The 16,688-nt window shown below is 68.2% G+C and carries 21 protein-coding genes; 7 read left to right on the top strand and 14 right to left on the bottom strand.

Annotated elements, in window-relative coordinates; genetic code table 11:
* Positions 1-355, bottom strand: a 355-nt coding sequence (locus QZ609_RS09890; RefSeq protein ID WP_295493894.1) for a glucan biosynthesis protein, incomplete at its 3' end; no start/stop codon positions are given.
* A gap of 346 nt (positions 356-701) precedes the next feature.
* Between QZ609_RS09890 and QZ609_RS09895 the strand changes: the two genes are divergently transcribed.
* Complete coding sequence (locus tag QZ609_RS09895; protein WP_295493843.1) at positions 702-1,409, top strand: hypothetical protein; 708 nt, start codon at positions 702-704, stop codon at positions 1,407-1,409.
* A gap of 122 nt (positions 1,410-1,531) precedes the next feature.
* Entirely contained in the window at positions 1,532-1,702 is a 171-nt protein-coding gene (locus QZ609_RS09900) for a hypothetical protein (protein ID WP_295493845.1), read from the top strand.
* 28 nt (positions 1,703-1,730) lie between these two features.
* Here QZ609_RS09900 and QZ609_RS09905 read toward each other — a convergent pair whose 3' ends face one another.
* From QZ609_RS09905 to hemA, 6 genes are all read right to left on the bottom strand, one after another.
* The gene (locus QZ609_RS09905) at positions 1,731-2,333 is read right to left on the bottom strand and encodes a UbiX family flavin prenyltransferase (protein ID WP_295493896.1); all 603 of its coding nucleotides are present in this window, start codon (positions 2,331-2,333) and stop codon (positions 1,731-1,733) included.
* An 89-nt stretch (positions 2,334-2,422) separates the two neighbouring features.
* Positions 2,423-2,734 carry a Grx4 family monothiol glutaredoxin gene (grxD, locus tag QZ609_RS09910; protein WP_295493847.1) on the bottom strand — a complete coding sequence of 104 codons (312 nt, stop codon included), beginning with the start codon at positions 2,732-2,734 and terminating at the stop codon, positions 2,423-2,425.
* A gap of 100 nt (positions 2,735-2,834) precedes the next feature.
* A complete protein-coding gene (gene prmC / locus QZ609_RS09915; RefSeq protein ID WP_295493849.1) occupies positions 2,835-3,701 on the bottom strand; it encodes a peptide chain release factor N(5)-glutamine methyltransferase in 867 nt (288 codons plus the stop codon).
* Positions 3,702-3,790: 89 nt separating this feature from the next.
* Positions 3,791-4,129: a hypothetical protein gene (locus tag QZ609_RS09920; RefSeq protein ID WP_295493851.1), complete on the bottom strand. Its 339-nt coding sequence runs from the start codon at positions 4,127-4,129 to the stop codon at positions 3,791-3,793.
* Positions 4,130-4,307: 178 nt separating this feature from the next.
* Complete coding sequence (prfA, locus tag QZ609_RS09925; RefSeq protein WP_295493853.1) at positions 4,308-5,390, bottom strand: peptide chain release factor 1; 1,083 nt, start codon at positions 5,388-5,390, stop codon at positions 4,308-4,310.
* A gap of 119 nt (positions 5,391-5,509) precedes the next feature.
* Positions 5,510-6,817, bottom strand: coding sequence for a glutamyl-tRNA reductase (gene hemA / locus QZ609_RS09930; RefSeq protein ID WP_295493855.1), 1,308 nt, complete (start codon positions 6,815-6,817; stop codon positions 5,510-5,512).
* A gap of 211 nt (positions 6,818-7,028) precedes the next feature.
* Between hemA and QZ609_RS09935 the strand changes: the two genes are divergently transcribed.
* On the top strand, positions 7,029-7,271 hold the full coding sequence (locus tag QZ609_RS09935; RefSeq protein ID WP_295493856.1) for a GlsB/YeaQ/YmgE family stress response membrane protein: 243 nt from the start codon (positions 7,029-7,031) through the stop codon (positions 7,269-7,271).
* A 75-nt stretch (positions 7,272-7,346) separates the two neighbouring features.
* Here QZ609_RS09935 and ychF read toward each other — a convergent pair whose 3' ends face one another.
* The 4 genes from ychF to QZ609_RS09955 form a co-directional block, all read right to left on the bottom strand.
* Positions 7,347-8,441 (bottom strand): redox-regulated ATPase YchF, encoded by a 1,095-nt coding sequence (ychF, locus tag QZ609_RS09940; protein WP_295493858.1) that lies wholly within the window; start codon positions 8,439-8,441, stop codon positions 7,347-7,349.
* A 181-nt stretch (positions 8,442-8,622) separates the two neighbouring features.
* Positions 8,623-9,534 carry a DMT family transporter gene (locus tag QZ609_RS09945; RefSeq protein ID WP_295493860.1) on the bottom strand — a complete coding sequence of 304 codons (912 nt, stop codon included), beginning with the start codon at positions 9,532-9,534 and terminating at the stop codon, positions 8,623-8,625.
* A 17-nt stretch (positions 9,535-9,551) separates the two neighbouring features.
* Positions 9,552-10,364, bottom strand: a complete 813-nt coding sequence (locus tag QZ609_RS09950) for a DUF2182 domain-containing protein (protein ID WP_295493897.1) — start codon at positions 10,362-10,364, stop codon at positions 9,552-9,554.
* 51 nt (positions 10,365-10,415) lie between these two features.
* Complete coding sequence (locus QZ609_RS09955; RefSeq protein ID WP_295493862.1) at positions 10,416-11,018, bottom strand: DUF1326 domain-containing protein; 603 nt, start codon at positions 11,016-11,018, stop codon at positions 10,416-10,418.
* A 473-nt stretch (positions 11,019-11,491) separates the two neighbouring features.
* Here QZ609_RS09955 and QZ609_RS09960 point away from each other — a divergent pair, with 473 nt between their 5' ends.
* Positions 11,492-11,887, top strand: a complete 396-nt coding sequence (locus QZ609_RS09960; protein ID WP_295493863.1) for a flagellar protein FliT — start codon at positions 11,492-11,494, stop codon at positions 11,885-11,887.
* A gap of 28 nt (positions 11,888-11,915) precedes the next feature.
* Here the strand turns inward: QZ609_RS09960 and QZ609_RS09965 are convergent, their stop codons facing one another.
* From QZ609_RS09965 to QZ609_RS09975, 3 genes are read right to left on the bottom strand one after another with little or no spacing between them, the layout of a single operon-like run.
* On the bottom strand, positions 11,916-12,401 hold the full coding sequence (locus tag QZ609_RS09965; RefSeq protein WP_295493865.1) for a lytic transglycosylase domain-containing protein: 486 nt from the start codon (positions 12,399-12,401) through the stop codon (positions 11,916-11,918).
* A 23-nt stretch (positions 12,402-12,424) separates the two neighbouring features.
* Positions 12,425-12,757 carry a hypothetical protein gene (locus QZ609_RS09970; RefSeq protein WP_295493867.1) on the bottom strand — a complete coding sequence of 111 codons (333 nt, stop codon included), beginning with the start codon at positions 12,755-12,757 and terminating at the stop codon, positions 12,425-12,427.
* Positions 12,758-12,768: 11 nt separating this feature from the next.
* Positions 12,769-13,158, bottom strand: coding sequence for a hypothetical protein (locus QZ609_RS09975; RefSeq protein ID WP_295493870.1), 390 nt, complete (start codon positions 13,156-13,158; stop codon positions 12,769-12,771).
* 318 nt (positions 13,159-13,476) lie between these two features.
* On the opposite strand from QZ609_RS09975, the gene QZ609_RS09980 reads away from it, so the two are divergent.
* The 3 genes from QZ609_RS09980 to QZ609_RS09990 all read left to right on the top strand — a co-directional run bounded on the left by QZ609_RS09980 (position 13,477) and on the right by QZ609_RS09990 (position 16,663).
* Positions 13,477-14,760 carry a UbiH/UbiF family hydroxylase gene (locus QZ609_RS09980; protein ID WP_295493872.1) on the top strand — a complete coding sequence of 428 codons (1,284 nt, stop codon included), beginning with the start codon at positions 13,477-13,479 and terminating at the stop codon, positions 14,758-14,760.
* A 52-nt stretch (positions 14,761-14,812) separates the two neighbouring features.
* On the top strand, positions 14,813-15,568 hold the full coding sequence (locus tag QZ609_RS09985; protein WP_295493874.1) for a DsbC family protein: 756 nt from the start codon (positions 14,813-14,815) through the stop codon (positions 15,566-15,568).
* Positions 15,569-15,646: 78 nt separating this feature from the next.
* Positions 15,647-16,663: an MDR family oxidoreductase gene (locus QZ609_RS09990; protein ID WP_295493876.1), complete on the top strand. Its 1,017-nt coding sequence runs from the start codon at positions 15,647-15,649 to the stop codon at positions 16,661-16,663.
* The last annotated feature ends 25 nt before the right edge of the window (positions 16,664-16,688 follow it).

A 16,688-nucleotide genomic window follows, 5' to 3' on the forward strand; every position in this document is an offset into this window, starting at 1 on the left:
TGACCGGGCCGTAGTCGAACAGGCGCGGGTCGAAGCGGATTTCGCGCACGCCGGCTGGCGAGACCTCATTGATCTTTACCGGCTGGTCGTAGTACGAGCCTTCGTGGAAGAAGCCGAGTTCGAACGGCAGCTTCTCTTTGCGCCAGTAGGCCTGGTCCGACTTGAAGCGAATCTCGCGATACTGGTCGTAGCGGAGTTCGCGCAGTTCGCGCGGCAGGGTGTCGGCGGGTGCCTGGTACGGCTTGGCGGCGAGCTGCTTGGCGCGCACGGCCACGTCGTTGAAGCCGAAGGCCAACGCGGCATGGGCCGAAGCCAGCGCCAGCAGGCCCACGGCCAGCCGCACACAGCCGGCCACCGTGCGGGCGCGGCGGGAAGAGGAGGGAACAGCGTGTGGGATAGTCAAAATGCAGTCGTGGGTCATGCGATGGGGCCGCCGGAAGTCGCCGACGGGCCCGTCGATCATTCATCTGTGCCGCCGAGATTCTACCCGCCCGGCCTTTGCCAGATCAAAACCGGCAACATTTTGATAACGTTTCCGGCCGGCATAACGTGGGTAACCGCGTCAATTCGTGTGTAAACGGTCAATTTGTCGCCGCCCATTCTTCGGGCAGAAGGGAACATGACCGTGCCCCCCCAGGTCAGAACCGAACGCGCCGTGCCCCATGGCACACTCTCGCTTCCCTTTTCAAACTGGAGTTCGCATGACCCGCTGGATGTGCCGCGCCGCCGCGCTCGCCTGTTCGACTGCGTTGCTGGCGCCCGTGGCGTTTGCTGCACCTGCCGCCAAGGATGCGCCCAAGGCCGCACCCGCCAAGACCGTCCGCGACCCGGGTGACGTGGCGGTGTTGCTTGACGCCTTCCCGCTCGGCAAGCCGCTGCCCAAGCTGCCCTCGTGCGATGACGTGCGCACGGCCGGCGGCAAGGATGTCTCCGAATACTGTTCCGATGCGCTGGAGTCGCACGGCCTCACGCGCTCACTGGGCGTGCCGTCGGCCAAGCGGCCCGAGTTGATGGATGGCCCGCAGGCGGTGCTGCTGATCGACCAGGGCAAGGTCGCCGGCCTGTTCGTGCCCACGCGCGGCGTAGATACCGAACAGCGTGTCTTCGAGGCGCTCTCAGATCGTTATGGCAAACCTGCGCAGGAAGGCAAGGCAGCGCTCAAGCTCAAGTCCGGCAAGACCGTTGACTCGCTGCGCGCGCGCTGGGCGGGCCGTCAGACCGTCGTGACGATGTACGCGATTCCCGAGGAGCCGCAAAACGGCACGGTGGAATTCCTGTGGGCGCCGCGCGCGGGCGCGGTGATGGACCAGATGCGCGCCGAAGTGGACCCGGATGCGCCCAGGCCGGCCTCGGGTGTGGCGGCTTCGGCGCCCGCAGCCAGCGCACCGGCCACCCAGCCCAAGCGCTGAGCCTTACCGACACCTTTCCGTATCGTTCCGTTACAACCCTTACACCCGCATGACCCCGGCGTCGCCCGGCCGCGCATATAACGTCCCCATGGCCTCACTGGAGGGGCCGAAGGACGCTAATCATGAAAATCGTGGCTCTGGCCTTGTTGGCCGCGACGCTTGGGGGTTGTGCGGTGTATCCGGCGCCGGTGGCGATTGCGCCTGCCCCGGTCTATGCGGCACCGGCCCCGGTCTACTACGGCGGTTACGGCTATTGGGGACCGTCGATGTACTTCAACTATCACCACCGCTAAGCAGCGGTCTGCTGAACTGCGTCGACGCCTAGTCCGCTGAATGGAGCCCCGGCCAACCTGGGGCCAGCGTCTGCGGCAGGCCGAGCAGGTCGAGCACGCGCCCGACCGTATGGTCGACCAGGTCGTCGATGGTCTTGGGGCGCTGGTAGAACCCGGGCACGGGCGGGAAGATGATGCCGCCCATCTCGGTGACGGCCGTCATGTTGCGCAGGTGCGCCAGGTTCAGCGGCGTCTCGCGCACCATCAGGATCAGGCGGCGGCGCTCCTTGAGCGTGACGTCCGCTGCGCGCGCGATCAGGTTGTCCGACAGGCCGTGCGCGACGGCGGCCAGCGTGCGCATTGAGCACGGCGCCACCACCATCGCCTCGGCCGCGAACGAACCGCTAGCGATCGTGGCGCCGATGTCGCGCACGTTGTGCACGACATGTGCCAGCGCTTCCACTTCCTCGCGCGTCATATGCAGCTCGTGCTGCACGTTCATCAGCCCTGCCGGCGACATCAGCAGGTGCGATTCCACCCCCGCCGATTCGCGCAGCCCCTGCAGTACCTGCAGCAGCCGCACGCCATAGATCGCCCCCGACGCGCCCGTGATCGCCACGATGATGCGCCGCACGCGCTGCTCGCGCTGCACATGGGTCGTGGCGGGTTGCGTTGCCGGCCCGAGGCCGACGTCCTGGGCCGAGGTCACGCTGAAACGGGGACGCGTTGTGGATCGATTCGTCAGGCCGCCAGCAGCGGCTGCAGTTCGCCGCTCTGGTACATCTCCATCATGATGTCCGAGCCACCGATGAACTCGCCCTTGACGTAGAGCTGCGGAATGGTCGGCCAGCTGGCGTATTCCTTGATGCCCTGGCGGATCTCATCGTCTTCCAGCACGTTCACGGTGTAGGGCTGGTCCACGCCGCAGGCCTTCAGGATCTGGATGGCGCGGCCGGAGAAGCCGCACATCGGGAATTGCGCCGTGCCCTTCATGAAGAGGACGACGGGGTGGCCTTTGACGATCTGGTCGATCTTTTCGTGCGTGGTGCTCATGGGGAGACTCGATTTGGTGAGGGAGCGGCGGCCGCAGTTAGCGAACCGGCATCCGCATTGGAAAACCTGACTATTTTAGCGAGATTCCGCCAGCGCCGTTTCAGGCGGCCGGGCGGCGTCCCCCGCTGCAGCGGTCGTGGCCGGCCAGATCCTGCGCGGTGAAGACCTCGGCGAAGCCCGCGTCGGCCAGCAGGGCACGCACGGCCTCGCCCTGGTCGTAGCCGTGCTCGAGCAGCAGCCAGCCGTCGGCGGCCAGCCGTGCCGGGGCGCCGGCGATGATCGCGCGCAGGTGCTTCAGGCCGTCGCCGTGGTCGGTGAGGGCGCTGCGCGGTTCGAAGCGCAGATCGCCCTGGCCGAGGTGTTCGTCCGTCGAGGCGATGTACGGCGGGTTGCTGGCGATCAGGTCGAACGTGGGCGGCGCGTCGGTCTCGGCCAGCGCGGCATACCAGTCGCCCAGCGCGAAATGCAGGTTGCCAGCGTGCAGCGCCTGCGCGTTGGCAGCGGCCACGGCCAGCGCCTCGGCGGAAGCGTCGGTGGCCCAGACGCGTGCATCGTGCCGCGCCAGCGCAATGGTGATGGCGATGATGCCGCTGCCGGTGCCGAGGTCCAGCACCTTGGGGGCATCGCAGTCTTCGAGGCAATCGAGCGCGCGCTCGACCAGCAGCTCGGTATCCGGGCGCGGGATCAGCACCGCCGGCGAAACCCGGAACAGGCGTCCGAAGAATTCACGCTCACCGAGCAGGTAGGCCATCGGCTCGCCGGCCAGGCGGCGCGTGGCCAGATCGGCCAGCACGGTGCGCGTGTCGGCCGGCAGCGCGTAGGTGTCTTGCGTGATCAGCTGCACGCGCGACAGACCCGTCGCGTGGGAGACCAGCATGCGCGCTTCGAGCGCGGGCAGGCCGCTGAGGGCCAGCGCAGCCAGGGCCTCGGCAACGGTGGAAAGCGAATCAGGCGAGAGCGCGGACACGGGGCAGGGTATGCGGGACACGGGCCGCCAAAATAACACGGGCCCGCGTCGTATGGCGCGGGCCCGTGCTGGGTGTGGCGGAGCGCGTGTTACGGCTTCTTCGCGCCTTCGACTTCCTTGGTGGTGGCGTCGATGGCCTTGTTCGTGGCTTCCTGGCCAGCGGCCATCGCGCTCGACACGGCGGCCTTGGTGTTCGAGGCGGCATCCAGCAGGCCGGTCTTGGCGGCGTCCTTGGCCTGGCCAGCGGCCTCGGTGGCCTTGCCGGCCGCAGCGCTGGCGCTGTCGACGGCCTGCTTGGCGGCATCGGCCGATTGCTGGATCGCAGCCTTGGCGGCGTCGGCCGGGGCTTCGTCCTTCTTGCCGCAGGCGGCCAGGCCGAAGGCGGCGGTGGCCGCGAGTGCCAGGGCCAGTGCGTGGGTCTTGTTCATGCTTCTCCTCTCCTGATCATCGATTGAGTCGCTGGGTGCGGATCGATTGCCGTGCGCGTGTCCACGCACCAACAACCGGAGTCGATTATAGGAATGGGTCTGCCGCCTGCCACCGCGCAAAGCTGTATCAAACGCAAGTGGATGTAACGAGGCGGGCGCTTTTTAACAATCAGGCGCCTTAGGTGTCCTCGCCCAGTGCGGCGAGCTGCTCGGCCTGGTGCTCGGCGGCCAGTGCGCCTACCAGGTCATCCAGGTCGCCGTCCATGATCGCGTCGATCTTGTACAGCGTCAGGTTGATGCGATGATCGGTGATGCGGCCCTGCGGGAAGTTGTAGGTGCGGATGCGGTCGGAGCGATCCCCCGAGCCGATCAGGCTCTTGCGCGCGCTCGCTTCCTTGGCCTGCGCCTCGCGCTCCTGGCGGTCCTTCAGGCGCGCGGCCAGGACCTGCATGGCACGGTCCTTGTTGCGGTGCTGGCTGCGGTCGTCCTGGCATTCCACCACCAGGCCGGTCGGCAGGTGGGTGATGCGCACAGCGGAGTCCGTCTTGTTGATGTGCTGCCCGCCCGCGCCGGATGCACGGAACGTATCGATGCGCAGATCGGCTGGGTTGATCTGGATATCGGCCAGCGCATCGGCCTCCGGCATGATCGCCACGGTGCAGGCCGACGTGTGGATGCGCCCCTGCGTCTCGGTGGCCGGCACGCGCTGCACGCGGTGGCCGCCCGACTCGAACTTCAGCCGCGAATACGCACCTTCGCCCGCCAGCCGCACGATCACTTCCTTGTAGCCGCCCAGGTCCGACGCCGATTCGCTGACGATCTCCACCTGCCAGCGCTGGCGCTCGGCAAAGCGCGTGTACATGCGCAGCAGGTCGCCGGCGAACAGCGCCGATTCATCGCCGCCCGTGCCGGCGCGGATTTCCACGAAGATGTTGCGGTGGTCGTTCGGGTCCTTGGGCAGCAGCAGGCGTTGCAGGTCGGCTTCGAGCGTTGTCATGCGCTCGCGCGCGGCGCGGATCTCGTCTTCGGCGAAGGCCTTCATGTCGGGATCGGCCAGCAGTTCCTGCGCGGTTGCCACGTCGTCCTCGGCTTGCTTCCACGCGGCGTATTGTGCGACCACGGGCTCCAGCTCGGCGTGTTCGCGCGTGAGCTTGCGGTACTGGTCGAGGTTGGCGGTGGCGTCTTCGCGCGCGAGCAGCGCGTTGATTTCGACGGTGCGCTCGGCCAGTTGGTCGAGCTTGGACAGCATGCTGGGCTTCATTCGGGCAGTCGCGGGAGAAGATGCCAAAGGCGGCTAGAGGCGAGGGCGGCGCATGATATTGCGCCACAAGACGCGCGCCGCGACCCAGGCGGTCGGGCGCGCACGGCGGCTGCGCGCCGCTAGCGCTCGGAGTGGCTGGACTGGCGGAACAGCGCCGGCAGCAGGTCGATGAGCTGTTCGCGGCCTTCGCCTTGCGCGTGGTTGAGCGCGTGGGTCGGGCCGTGGAGGAATTTCTTGGTGAGCGCCTGCGACAGCGCTTCGAGCACCAGCGCCGGATCGTCGCCGCGCGCGAGCATGCGCTGGGCGCGCTCCAGCTCGCCCTGGCGCAGCGTCTCGGCCTGTGCATGCAGGTCGCGGATGACGGGCACCACGCTGCGCGCATCGAGCCAGTGCATGAAGTTCTGCACGCGCGTCTCGATGATGGCCTCGGCCTGCGCCACGGCGGCCTGCCGCAACGCGTTGCCCTCGCGCACGATGGCGCCGAGGTCGTCCACGGTATAGAGGAACACGTCGGACAGGCGCGCGACTTCGGGTTCGATATCGCGCGGCACGGCCAGGTCGACCATGAACATCGGGCGGTGGCGGCGCAGCTTGATGGCGCGCTCGACGGCGCCCAGGCCGATGATGGGCAGCGTGCTGGCGGTGCACGAGACCACGATGTCGAACTCGGCCAGCTTGGTCGGCAGTTCGGCTAGGCGCACGGCGCGGGCATTCAGGCCCTGGTTCGACAGCGCCTCGGCCAGCTTCTCGCCGCGCTCCAGCGTGCGGTTGGCGATGACGACCTCGCGCGGCTGTTGCGCGGCGAAGTGGGTGGCGCACAGCTCGATCATCTCGCCGGCGCCGATGAACAGCACGCGCTGCTGGGCGATCGATTCGAAGATGCGCTGCGCCAGGCGCACGGCGGCGGCGGCCATCGACACGGAATGCGCGCCGATCTCGGTGGTGCCGCGCACTTCCTTGGCGACCGCGAAGGTGCGCTGGAACAGCTGATTCAGGTACGTGCCCAGGGCGCCCGCCTCGGTGGCGGTGCGCACGGCGTCCTTCATCTGGCCGAGGATCTGCGTCTCGCCCAGCACCATCGAGTCGAGCCCGCTGGCCACGCGGAAGGCGTGGCGCACGGCCAGCGATTGGCCCAGCGAATAGACGTGCGGGGCGAGTTCGCCCGGGTCGATGTTGTGGTGCTGCGCCAGCCAGCGGATCGCGTGCTCGTGCGCGGTGTCTTCGGGCAGGTTGCCGTCGGTGGCGCAGTAGAGCTCGGTGCGGTTGCAGGTGGACAGGATCGCTGCCTCGGCCGTGCTCTTGAGGTGCGGCAGGTGCTGGCGCAGCGTGGAGAGTGCGGGCTTGAGCTGCTCGAGCGGAAACGCCACCTTCTCGCGCAGGGCAAGCGGCGCCGTATGGTGGTTGATTCCGAGGGTGAGCAACTGCATGTGGGGGCGGCCGGCCGATATGTGAACGGCACGAATTTTGAGTACCCCGAATTATAACGCCCGGACTTGACCTCGACAGGACGCAGGTCAAACGGGGCGCGGCCTGGCGGCCGAATGTGGGTTATGCGCCACTCCGCGGGCCATGGTTTTCCCTCGCGCCTTGCGCTAAGGTACGCGTCCAATCGAACTTGGGCACTTGGAGAACACGGCGATGGGGTGGATCGGGCCACTTTGGATCGGGCTGGTCGTTGGCGCGGCGGCGCGTGTGCTGCATCCGACCGGAATGCGGCTGGGTTTGCTGGCGGCGATGCTGGCCGGGATCGTGGGGGCGTTGCTGGCGTACTACGGCGGGCAGCTCGTCCACCTGTTTGCCGATGGGCAGGTGCTGGCCTGGACGGCGGCGGTGGTGGGGGCGATGGTGGCGCCGGCGGTGTGGGGGCTGGTGCGGCGATAGCGCGCAGCCTGCACGTCCCGACCGGCATGAAAAAAGCCCCGCAGTGCGGGGCTTTTGTTTTGCGCTTGCCTGATCTCAGACGTTGAACAGGAAGTGCAGCACGTCGCCGTCTTTGACGATGTATTCCTTGCCTTCCGCGCGCATCTTGCCGGCTTCCTTGGCGCCCTGTTCGCCCTTGAACTGGATGAAGTCGTCGTAGGCGATGGTCTGGGCGCGGATGAAGCCGCGTTCGAAGTCGGTGTGGATGGCGGCGGCGGCGCGCGGGGCGGTGTCGCCGATGTGGATCGTCCACGCGCGCACTTCCTTCACGCCCGCCGTGAAGTAGGTCTGCAGGCCGAGCAGCTTGAACGCGGCGCGGATCACGCGGTTCAGGCCCGGCTCTTCCATGCCCATGTCGGCCAGGAATTCGGTCTTGTCGGCGTCGTCCAGGTCGGCGATTTCGGCTTCGATGGCGGCGCACACGGCCACCACCGGCGAGTTCGTCTGCGCAGCGTAGGCGCGCACGGCGTCCAGGTGCGGGTTGTTCTCGAAGCCGTGGTCGAGCACGTTGGCGACGTACATGGTCGGCTTGGCCGTGATCAGGCACAGCGGCTTGATCGTCGCCCATTCCTCTTCGGTCAGGTTCAGGCCGCGCACGGGCTTGGCTTCGTCCAGCACCTTCTGGGCCTTTTCCAGCACGGCGACCAGCTTGGCGGCTTCCTTGTCGTTGCCGGACCTGGCGGCCTTGGTGTAACGCTGCAGCGCCTTTTCCACGGTGGCGAGGTCGGCCAACGCCAGCTCGGTGTTGATGACCTCGATGTCGGCGATCGGGTCGACCTTGCCGGCTACGTGGATGACGTTTTCGTCTTCGAAACAGCGCACCACATGGGTGATGGCGTCCGTCTCGCGGATGTTGGCCAGGAACTGGTTGCCCAGGCCTTCGCCCTTGGACGCGCCCGCCACCAGGCCCGCGATGTCGACGAACTCGACCACCGCCGGCAGCACGCGCTCCGGCTTGACGATGTCGGCCAGCGCCGTCAGGCGCACATCGGGCACTTCCACCACGCCGACGTTGGGCTCGATCGTGCAGAACGGGTAGTTCTCGGCGGCGATGCCGGCTTTGGTCAGGGCATTGAACAGGGTCGACTTGCCGACGTTCGGCAGACCGACGATGCCGCATTGGAGACTCATGGTGAAAAAGGCTCTAAATCAAGGGGTTGCGTGATGCGTGACGGCGGCGCTCGGGGTGGCTCGCGCCGATCCGGCGGGCCCGTGAGACCGCAAGGGAAGCGGCCCGGGCCCTGGGCGCAACGTTGCTGCGCGCGTCTTTCACGGAAAGACGTGATTGTAACCGGTCCGGATGGGCTTTCCTTCAGGGCTTGGTGGTCCGGCCCGGGTCGAGGGGGGGCGCCGCGCGCTGGCTCTGCGTGCGGCTCGCCAGCACCAGGGCGATGCCGCCGAGGATGGCGGCGGACGCCGTCGCCAGGCGCGGCGTGAGCGGCTCGGCCAGGAACAGCACCGCCCCGAACGCGGCGATGGGCGGTACCGACAACTGCACCGCCGCCGCGCGCAGCGCCGACAGCCCCTTGAGCGCCGCGTACCAGAGCACATAGCCGATGCCCGAGGTAACGGCGCCGGAGGTGATCGCCAGCAGGATGCCGGCCGGGGAGGTGCGCACGCGAGCGAGGAGCAGCACGCTCAGGACGAGCGCCATGGGCGCCGCGCGCAGGAAGTTGCCGGCGGTGGCCGCCAGCGGATCGGCCAGCCCGCGTCCGCGCAGCGAATACACGCCCCAGGCCACGCCGGCCACCGTCATCAGCCCGGCGCCCAGCGGCGTCGGCGCCGTCACGCCCGGCGACACCAGGTACACCAGCCCCCCCAGCGCCAGCGCGAGCCCCAGCCAGCCAAGCAGCTCGAACCGCTCACCCGCGCGCAGGCCGGCGCCGAACATGGTGAGCTGCACGGCGCCGAACAGGATCAGCGCGCCAGTGCCGGCGCTGAGCGACAGATACGCGAACGAGAAGAACACAACGTAGGCAAACAGCATCGCCGCGGCCAGCCAGTCGGCGCGTGCCTGGGGCGCCCGGCCTGGGCGGGTGCGTACGATGACGGCCAGCATGATCGCGCCCGACACCAGGCGGATGCTGGAGAAGCTCGCGGCATCGATGCCGGCATGCTGCAGGGCCAGCCGGCACAGCAGCGAGTTGGAGGCGAACGCCACCATGGTGATGGCGGTGAGCACCACCGTGCGTATTGCGAGGCCACCGTCGTTTGCCTTGTCCATGCCTGCCTCCTCCTGTCTCACGCGATGGAGGCCACGCCCCAGACGTGCGTTGCGGCAAGCCATGCCGCGCCTGCCAGCAACGCCACGCCAAGCGGCGCACTGAGCCGTCGTCCCCAGGCAACGTTCTTCTCGATGGCCATCGCGGCGGCAAGCACCAGCATCCAGCCGAGGCTGCCGGCCCCCACCACGAACATCAACAGCATCAACGCCCAGCAGCAGCCGACGCAGAACAGCCCATGACGCAGGCCCAGCACGAACGCTTGCCGGGCGTGCGCGCGGCCCTGCCAATGGCTGATCACGAAGGACAGCGGCGTGCGGCACTTGTCGAGGCACTGATACTTAAGCTGGCTGAACTGGAACGCGCCGGCGCCCGCCAGCGTGGCCACCCCGATCAGCCAGCTGTGCCAGGCCAGCACCGGCACCTGCGCGACCCCGGCCAGCAGCAGCGCATGCAGCCCGTGCACCAGCAGGCCAAACACACTCCATGCCGCCAAGTAGCCGGCGCCGAGCAGCGCCAGCAGACGCGCGTGGTCCGGCCGCCCCGAGACGACGCGGTCGAACGCATTGAACAGCGACAGCGTGGTCGGCAGCATCATCGCCAGGATCATCAGCGTCCAGGACAGCGCGTAGAGCGCCGCCGGCACGAACAGCGCACCGCCGGGGACGGCGTGGCACAGCCAGGCCGCCGGCCCGGAGGCCGTCCAATCGCCATGATCGAGATAGCGGCCATACGGGCTGCGCGCCCACAGCCACAGCGTGAGCCAGGCGAGCGTGACCAGGCTCGCCAGCACGGGCGGGAAGAGGCGTCGATGACGCGACAGGGCCGGCACGATCGACACGGCACCGGGCGCGGCGGTACGACCCCACGCCCAGTGTTGCGATCAGGCGTCGAACAGGAAGGTGCTCTGCAGCGCGTTGTGGTTCTTGATGTCGACGTTGATGCCGATCGCTGCATTCTTCGAGCGGTAGACCGGCGCCTTGCCGACAAACACCGGCGCGCCGGGCACGGTCGAGAACACGGTGTCGGCCAGCGTCGTCTGCGCGCCGCTCGGGCCGACGTAGGGTTCGAGTTCGGCGTAGTAGTCGGTGCCGATCTTGAGCGTGCCTTTCGCGCCGACGATGTCGAAGGTGATCGGCGCGCGCTCGACCGAGACGACCTTGCCGATCAGTTTGGCCAGTTCGGCGATCGGCCCGCCGGCCTCGCCGGTGTAGACCTTGATCAGCGCTTTCTCCTGCGCGTCCGAGGCGCCGTCGTTGACGAAGATCGCGGCGGTCCAGTTGCCCTCCAGGATGTTGCCGGGAACGTGGGCGACCGCGACGATCGTGCAGCCGGCCACGTCGACGCCTTCGATCGTGCCCTGGTCCATGTGCCACGCGACGATCGTGTCGCAGGTGCCGAAATCGGGGTCTTCGCCGATCCAGCAGGGGCACAGGACGCGGCAGTTGCAGACCTCGAGCAGCCGGCCTTCCAGGTGATAACTCATGGTTTCCTCCATCGAACGCGGTTGACGAATGCGCGCCACGAAGGCGATCGGCCGGGAGTTCGGCCGACGTCGGGGCTTGGCCCGGATGGAGGTACGGAAAAGCGCGGGCAGACAGCCGGCCGTATCGATGACAAGCGGACTTAGCAACCCCGCGACCCGACTGCGGCGCGCCATTTTCCAATTCTAGGAAGCAGCACCTGGTAAGCAAGGCCGTTGGCGGCACGCGGGCACGCTTTGCCGTAGGGGCGTTTCAAGGCCGTAACACGTTACGTGCAAAGCCGTAACATCTGCGCCCCGAAACCCGGTTTGGGCGGGGTGCTGGCGGGGGTAGGGAAGACCCTCCGATGCCTGCAAAGCCAGACAGGACAAGGGTTCGAATCGATCAAATCGGTGCGCGCGGCAGGTGGCGTTGGGCGCGGGCACGTCGATTGCATGGTACTGCCCCAAACAACAAGATTCACACGGAGCACAGCATGTCCTGGACCCTCGCCACCACCCGCCCCAGCCGGCAAATCGAGCCAATCCGCCCCGCCGACGACAGCGGCAGCCTGTTCGCCTGCTACGAGGCCATTGCCTGCCTGAGCGAACAGATGGTCGACGCCGCCGAGGCCGGGGACTGGGATGGCGTGAGCGCGCTGGAGCGCGAATGCGCGGTCTACATGGAGCGCCTGGGCCAAGCGGGCGCCCGCGCGGCGCTCTCGCGTGAGGAGCTGCAGCGTAAGCGCGACCTCATGATGCGGATCCTGGCCAATGACGCGCGTGTGCGGGCCCTGGTCTGCCCGCGCCAGGATCAACTGATGCACCTGGTGAGCGGCGCGCGCCGTTCCATCGGTGCGCGCCAGGCCTACGCGGCGGTCTCCTACTACTGAGCCCCGGCTGCAAGCGGGGGCTCAGGGCTCAGCGCTGGGCCTGCAACTCCCCCCACGACACCAGTACGCGCTGGATGCTGCGCGCATAGGCATCGCGCTGCGCGGGCGTCTCGGAGTGATAGGCGCCGATGGCGCGCCACGTGTTGCCGTGTTTCACCATCTTCTGTTTGAGCAGCCAGGCCGCCACGTAGACGTTCACGCAAGCGTCGGTCAGCGCGTGGCGAGGCACGCCGTAGCGAGCCAGCGTGCTGAAGTGGATCGAGTTGATCTGCGCCTGGCCGATGTCGACCGAGCCGTCGGCGTTGCGGTGCACGGCGTTCGGGTCGCCCTTGGATTCGAACCACACGATCGCGCGCAGGACGGTCGGGTTGACGCCCTGGTATGCGCCGGCCTGCTCGAAGCAATTGCCCGCCGCATGCGCCGCCAGGCCCGACAGGCCCAGCACCAGTGCCGCGAGCACGCGGCTCCAGCCGAGACGGAGGTGCTGGACGATGCGGCGTGCGGGGCGGGCCATGGTCGTGATTCCGTAGAGAAACGTTATTTCTGCATGGCCTGCTCGAGCTTGCGCTCGAGGCTGGCCAGGTAGGCGTGCGAGGCGTCGGACACCACCATGCGCGGCGTCGGCTCGGCGCTCTTGCGCACCCGCAGCGTCGCCACCTTCCTGTGCCCGCCCGCCGTGCCCACCGAACGTGCCGGCGCTTCGATTTCGCCCCCACCACCGGGCGGCAGCATCGCCAGGCTTGGCAGGGGTGGGTAGACCTTGTCCGGCGCGGCCGACGAGGTGGACGCCAGGCTATCGGGCGGCGCGGCAAACGCCGGTGTCGTTAGCAGCAGGCCCAGCGCAAGAATGGGAAGACGATGGATTCGCATGCGTGCCTCCCTCATTCCTGCGTCTTGATGGTCACGCTGTACGGCTGGCTTGCGTTGACCGTCAGGTTTTCCAGGTGGACGTTGTTGGCGCGCGGCGCGGGCACGCCGTTCCACAGCGCTTGGTTGATGTAGCGGAAGTCCTGCGCCAGCGCGGCCACCAGGATCGTCGTCGGCTGCCGCTGCGACGCGGCCAGCGCGCCGGCCTTGGTCAGCACCGCCGTCAACTGCGGGTCGTGCGCGCCGAGCGCATCGGGCGGGATCGTAAACGTCATGACCTCGGTGGCCGGTGTTGCCCGGCCGCTTTGAGAGGCGCTTGTCTGACTGGGCAACTGTGCGCAGCCGACCAGCGTGAGCATGGCAGCAGCGGTGGCAAGGAGCGGGATCGTGTGCGTCTTGAACATGGCTTCAGGACGGTCGGATGAGTCGGACCTGTAATGTATCGGCCGGGTTTGGCCATCAAAACGTCGAACTGCCCCGCTTTTATCGTCCACCACCGGCGATGACTTGAGCCGTCACTTTTGGCGTGCAAAGGGCGTCACTTCGTAGTTGTGCGGGGTGTGTCACGTTCTCCCCGGGAATATGCGCGATACAAAACTTGGCGTGCGCGAATGTGCCGAAAGCAGCGCTCGTTCATCCGTGAAACAGGGCAGGGGATCCCTCGATCACCTCTTGCGTGGCCACAAAACCGGCCCTGCCCCCGCCGCTATAATCGGCCCACCATGAATACACCCGCGTTTTCCTCTTCCAAGACGGCACCGGCCTTCCATGTGGCGGTGGTGGGCGGCGGCATTGCCGGGCGCGCGTGCGCGCTGCGGCTCGCCCAGATCGGCCTGCGCGTGGCGCATGTGGCGCCGCCTGCGCCCTCGTCCGCACCTGCCGGGCCCGATGCCTGGGACGCCCGCGTCTACGCGTTCTCGTCCAGCTCGCAGGCGCTGCTGGAGCAATTGCGCATCTGGCCCGCGCTCGATATGTCGCGTGTGCAGCCGGTGCAGGACATGCGCATCTTCGGCGACGACGCGGCCGCGCGCGGCGAACACGCCCACGCCGATCTGCATTTCTCCGCCTACGCGGCCGGCTCGCCGCAGCTGGCGTGGATCGCCGAATCGTCGCTGGTCGAGCGCGCGCTGGAAACCGCGCTGCGCTTCGCCCACACCGTGCAGGCCTTCCCGCATGCCGCCACCGGCTTCGAGATGGAAGCCGACGCCGTGCGCCTGACCCTGGCCGACGGGCAGACCATCCGCGCCGAATGCGTGGTCGGCGCCGACGGCAAGAATTCATGGGTGCGCGAGCAGGCCGGCATCCAGGCCGAGCCGCGGCCGTATCGCCAGCTGGGTGTGGTCGCCAACTTCCAGGCCGAGCAGTGGCACCAGGACACCGCGTGGCAGTGGTTCCTCGGCACCTCGGCTGACGGGGCGCGCGCGGCCGACGACACGATTCCCGCGCGTGGCGAGATCCTCGCCATGCTGCCGCTGCCCGACAAGCGCGTCTCCATGGTCTGGTCGGCCGACGAGGACCACGCCCGCGCACTGCTGGCGCTGTCGCCGGACGCGCTGTGCCGTGCCGTCGAGGCGGCCGCCGGTGGCGCGGTGGCCGCGCGCTTCGGGCGCCTGTCGTGCATCACGCCTGCGCAGGGCTTTCCGCTGATCCTGCAGCACGCCAGCCGCGTGGTCGCGCCGCGCGTGGCGCTGGTGGGGGACGCCGCCCATGTGATCCATCCGCTGGCCGGCCAGGGCATGAACCTGGGCCTGAGGGATGTGTCTGAATTGGGTCGGGTGATGGCGGAACGTGAAACCATGCGCGATCATGGCGATCTGAGGTTATTGCGCCGTTACGAGCGCGCCCGCCGCGAAGACCTGCTCTCGCTCACGGCCGCCACCGACGGACTGCACAAGCTGTTCGCCCTGCCGGGCGCGCTGCCCCGCACGGTACGCAACGCGGGTATGCGCATGGTGGGCATGACGCCATTCATCAAACGCCTGCTGGTCAGGCATGCGCTGGGCTGATCGATCGGTCGACCGTCGATCGCCGGCGCCTTTCGGGGTTTCAGGAGCTGTTATGTCGTTTCGTATTCGGGTGGCGGCCATCGCCTCGGCGGTGCTGGTCGCGGCCATGGGCGCGGGTTACGCGCTGACCGCCGGTGCCGCCGGTGGCGCCGAGCCCGCGCTGGACAAGGTCAAGACCTCGGTGCAGAAGGCCCTGGGGCCGAACGTGGAAATCAAGAGCGTCGCCAAGTCGCCGCTGGCAGGACTGTATGAGGTCAACCTCGGCAGCCAGGTGGTCTACACCGACGCCACCGGCCGCTACGTGCTCAACGGCGACCTGCTCGACACGCAGACCGCCACCAACCTCACGCAGGAGCGCCTGGCCGAGCTCAACCGCATCAAGTGGTCCGACCTGCCGCTGGACCGCGCGGTGAAGTGGGTCAAGGGCAACGGCGCGCGCAAGGTCGCCGTGTTCTCCGATCCGAACTGCCCGTACTGCCACAAGCTCGAGCAGATGTTCTCGCAGGTCGACAACATCACCGTCTACACCTTCCTGTTCCCGATCCTGTCGGAAGACTCGAACGTGAAGTCCAAGCAGATCTGGTGCTCGGCCGACCGGGCCAAGGCCTGGCGCGACTGGATGCTGTCCAAGACCGCCCCGGGCGGCGCGGGCACCTGCGACACGCCGCTGGAAGACAACCTGACGCTGGGCCGCACGCTCAACGTGACCGGCACGCCGGCGGTGATCTTCATGGACGGCTCGCGGGCCCCGGGCCTGATCGACGCGGCCACGCTGGAGCGCAAGTTCGCTTCGCTGAAGAAGTCGTAAAGATGAAGAAAGCGCCGGTCTCCCCGGCGCTTTTTCTTTGCCGCCCCTCATACCAACAAGACTGAGTCGGAGACCGCCATGCCGTTTCGCGCGCTGATGCTGGAGAAGCAGGAGAGCGGGTCGCTGGCCCATCTGGTGGATCTGGACGACGCCGCGCTGTCGTCGCCCGAGGCGCGCGCCAACGCGGCGACCGCCGGCGACGTGCTGGTCCGCATCGATTGGTCGACGCTCAACTACAAAGACGGCCTCGCCGTCACCGGCCGCGCGCCGATCGTGCGCACATGGCCGATGGTGGCCGGCATCGACGGCGCAGGCACCGTCATCGAATCGACGCACCCGGACTGGAAGGCGGGTGACGCGGTCGTGCTCAACGGCTGGGGCGTCGGCGAGACGCACTGGGGGTGCCTGGCCCAGCGCGCGCGCCTGTCAGGCGACTGGCTGGTCGCGCTGCCGGCCGGGCTCGACACGCGGGCCGCCATGGCGATCGGCACGGCCGGCTACACGGCGATGCTGTCGGTGCTGGCGCTGGAGCGCAGCGGCGTGCAGCCGGGCGACGGCGAGGTGCTGGTGACGGGCGCGTCGGGTGGCGTCGGCACCATCGCCATCGCGGTGCTGAGCCAGCTCGGCTACCGCGTGGTCGCCTCCACCGGCAAGGCCAGCGAGGCCGATTTCCTGCGCGCGCTGGGCGCCGCCGAGGTGATCGACCGCGCCGAACTGTCGGCACCGAGCAAGCCGCTGCAGAAGGAGCGCTGGGCGGCGGCGGTCGATTCGGTGGGCTCGCACACGCTGGCCAACGTCTGCGCGCAGATGCGCCGGGCGGGCGTGGTGACCGCGTGCGGGCTGGCGCAGGGCATGGATTTTCCGGCCACGGTGGCGCCGTTCATCCTGCGCGGCGTGACGCTGCACGGCATCGACAGCGTGATGGCGCCGCGCGCCTTGCGGCAGACCGCGTGGCAACGGCTGGCGACGGATCTGGCACCCGAGCGGCTGGCGGTCATTACGCGCGAGGTCGGCCTCTCCGAGGCCATCGACGCCGCGCATGCGCTGATGACCGGCACCATGCGCGGGCGCGTGGTGGTGGACGTCAACCGATAGGCCGCTTTCCAGGCAATCTTCCGGG

The organism is uncultured Ralstonia sp. (genome assembly GCA_913056305.1).
In the GTDB taxonomy this organism is placed as follows: domain Bacteria; phylum Pseudomonadota; class Gammaproteobacteria; order Burkholderiales; family Burkholderiaceae; genus Ralstonia.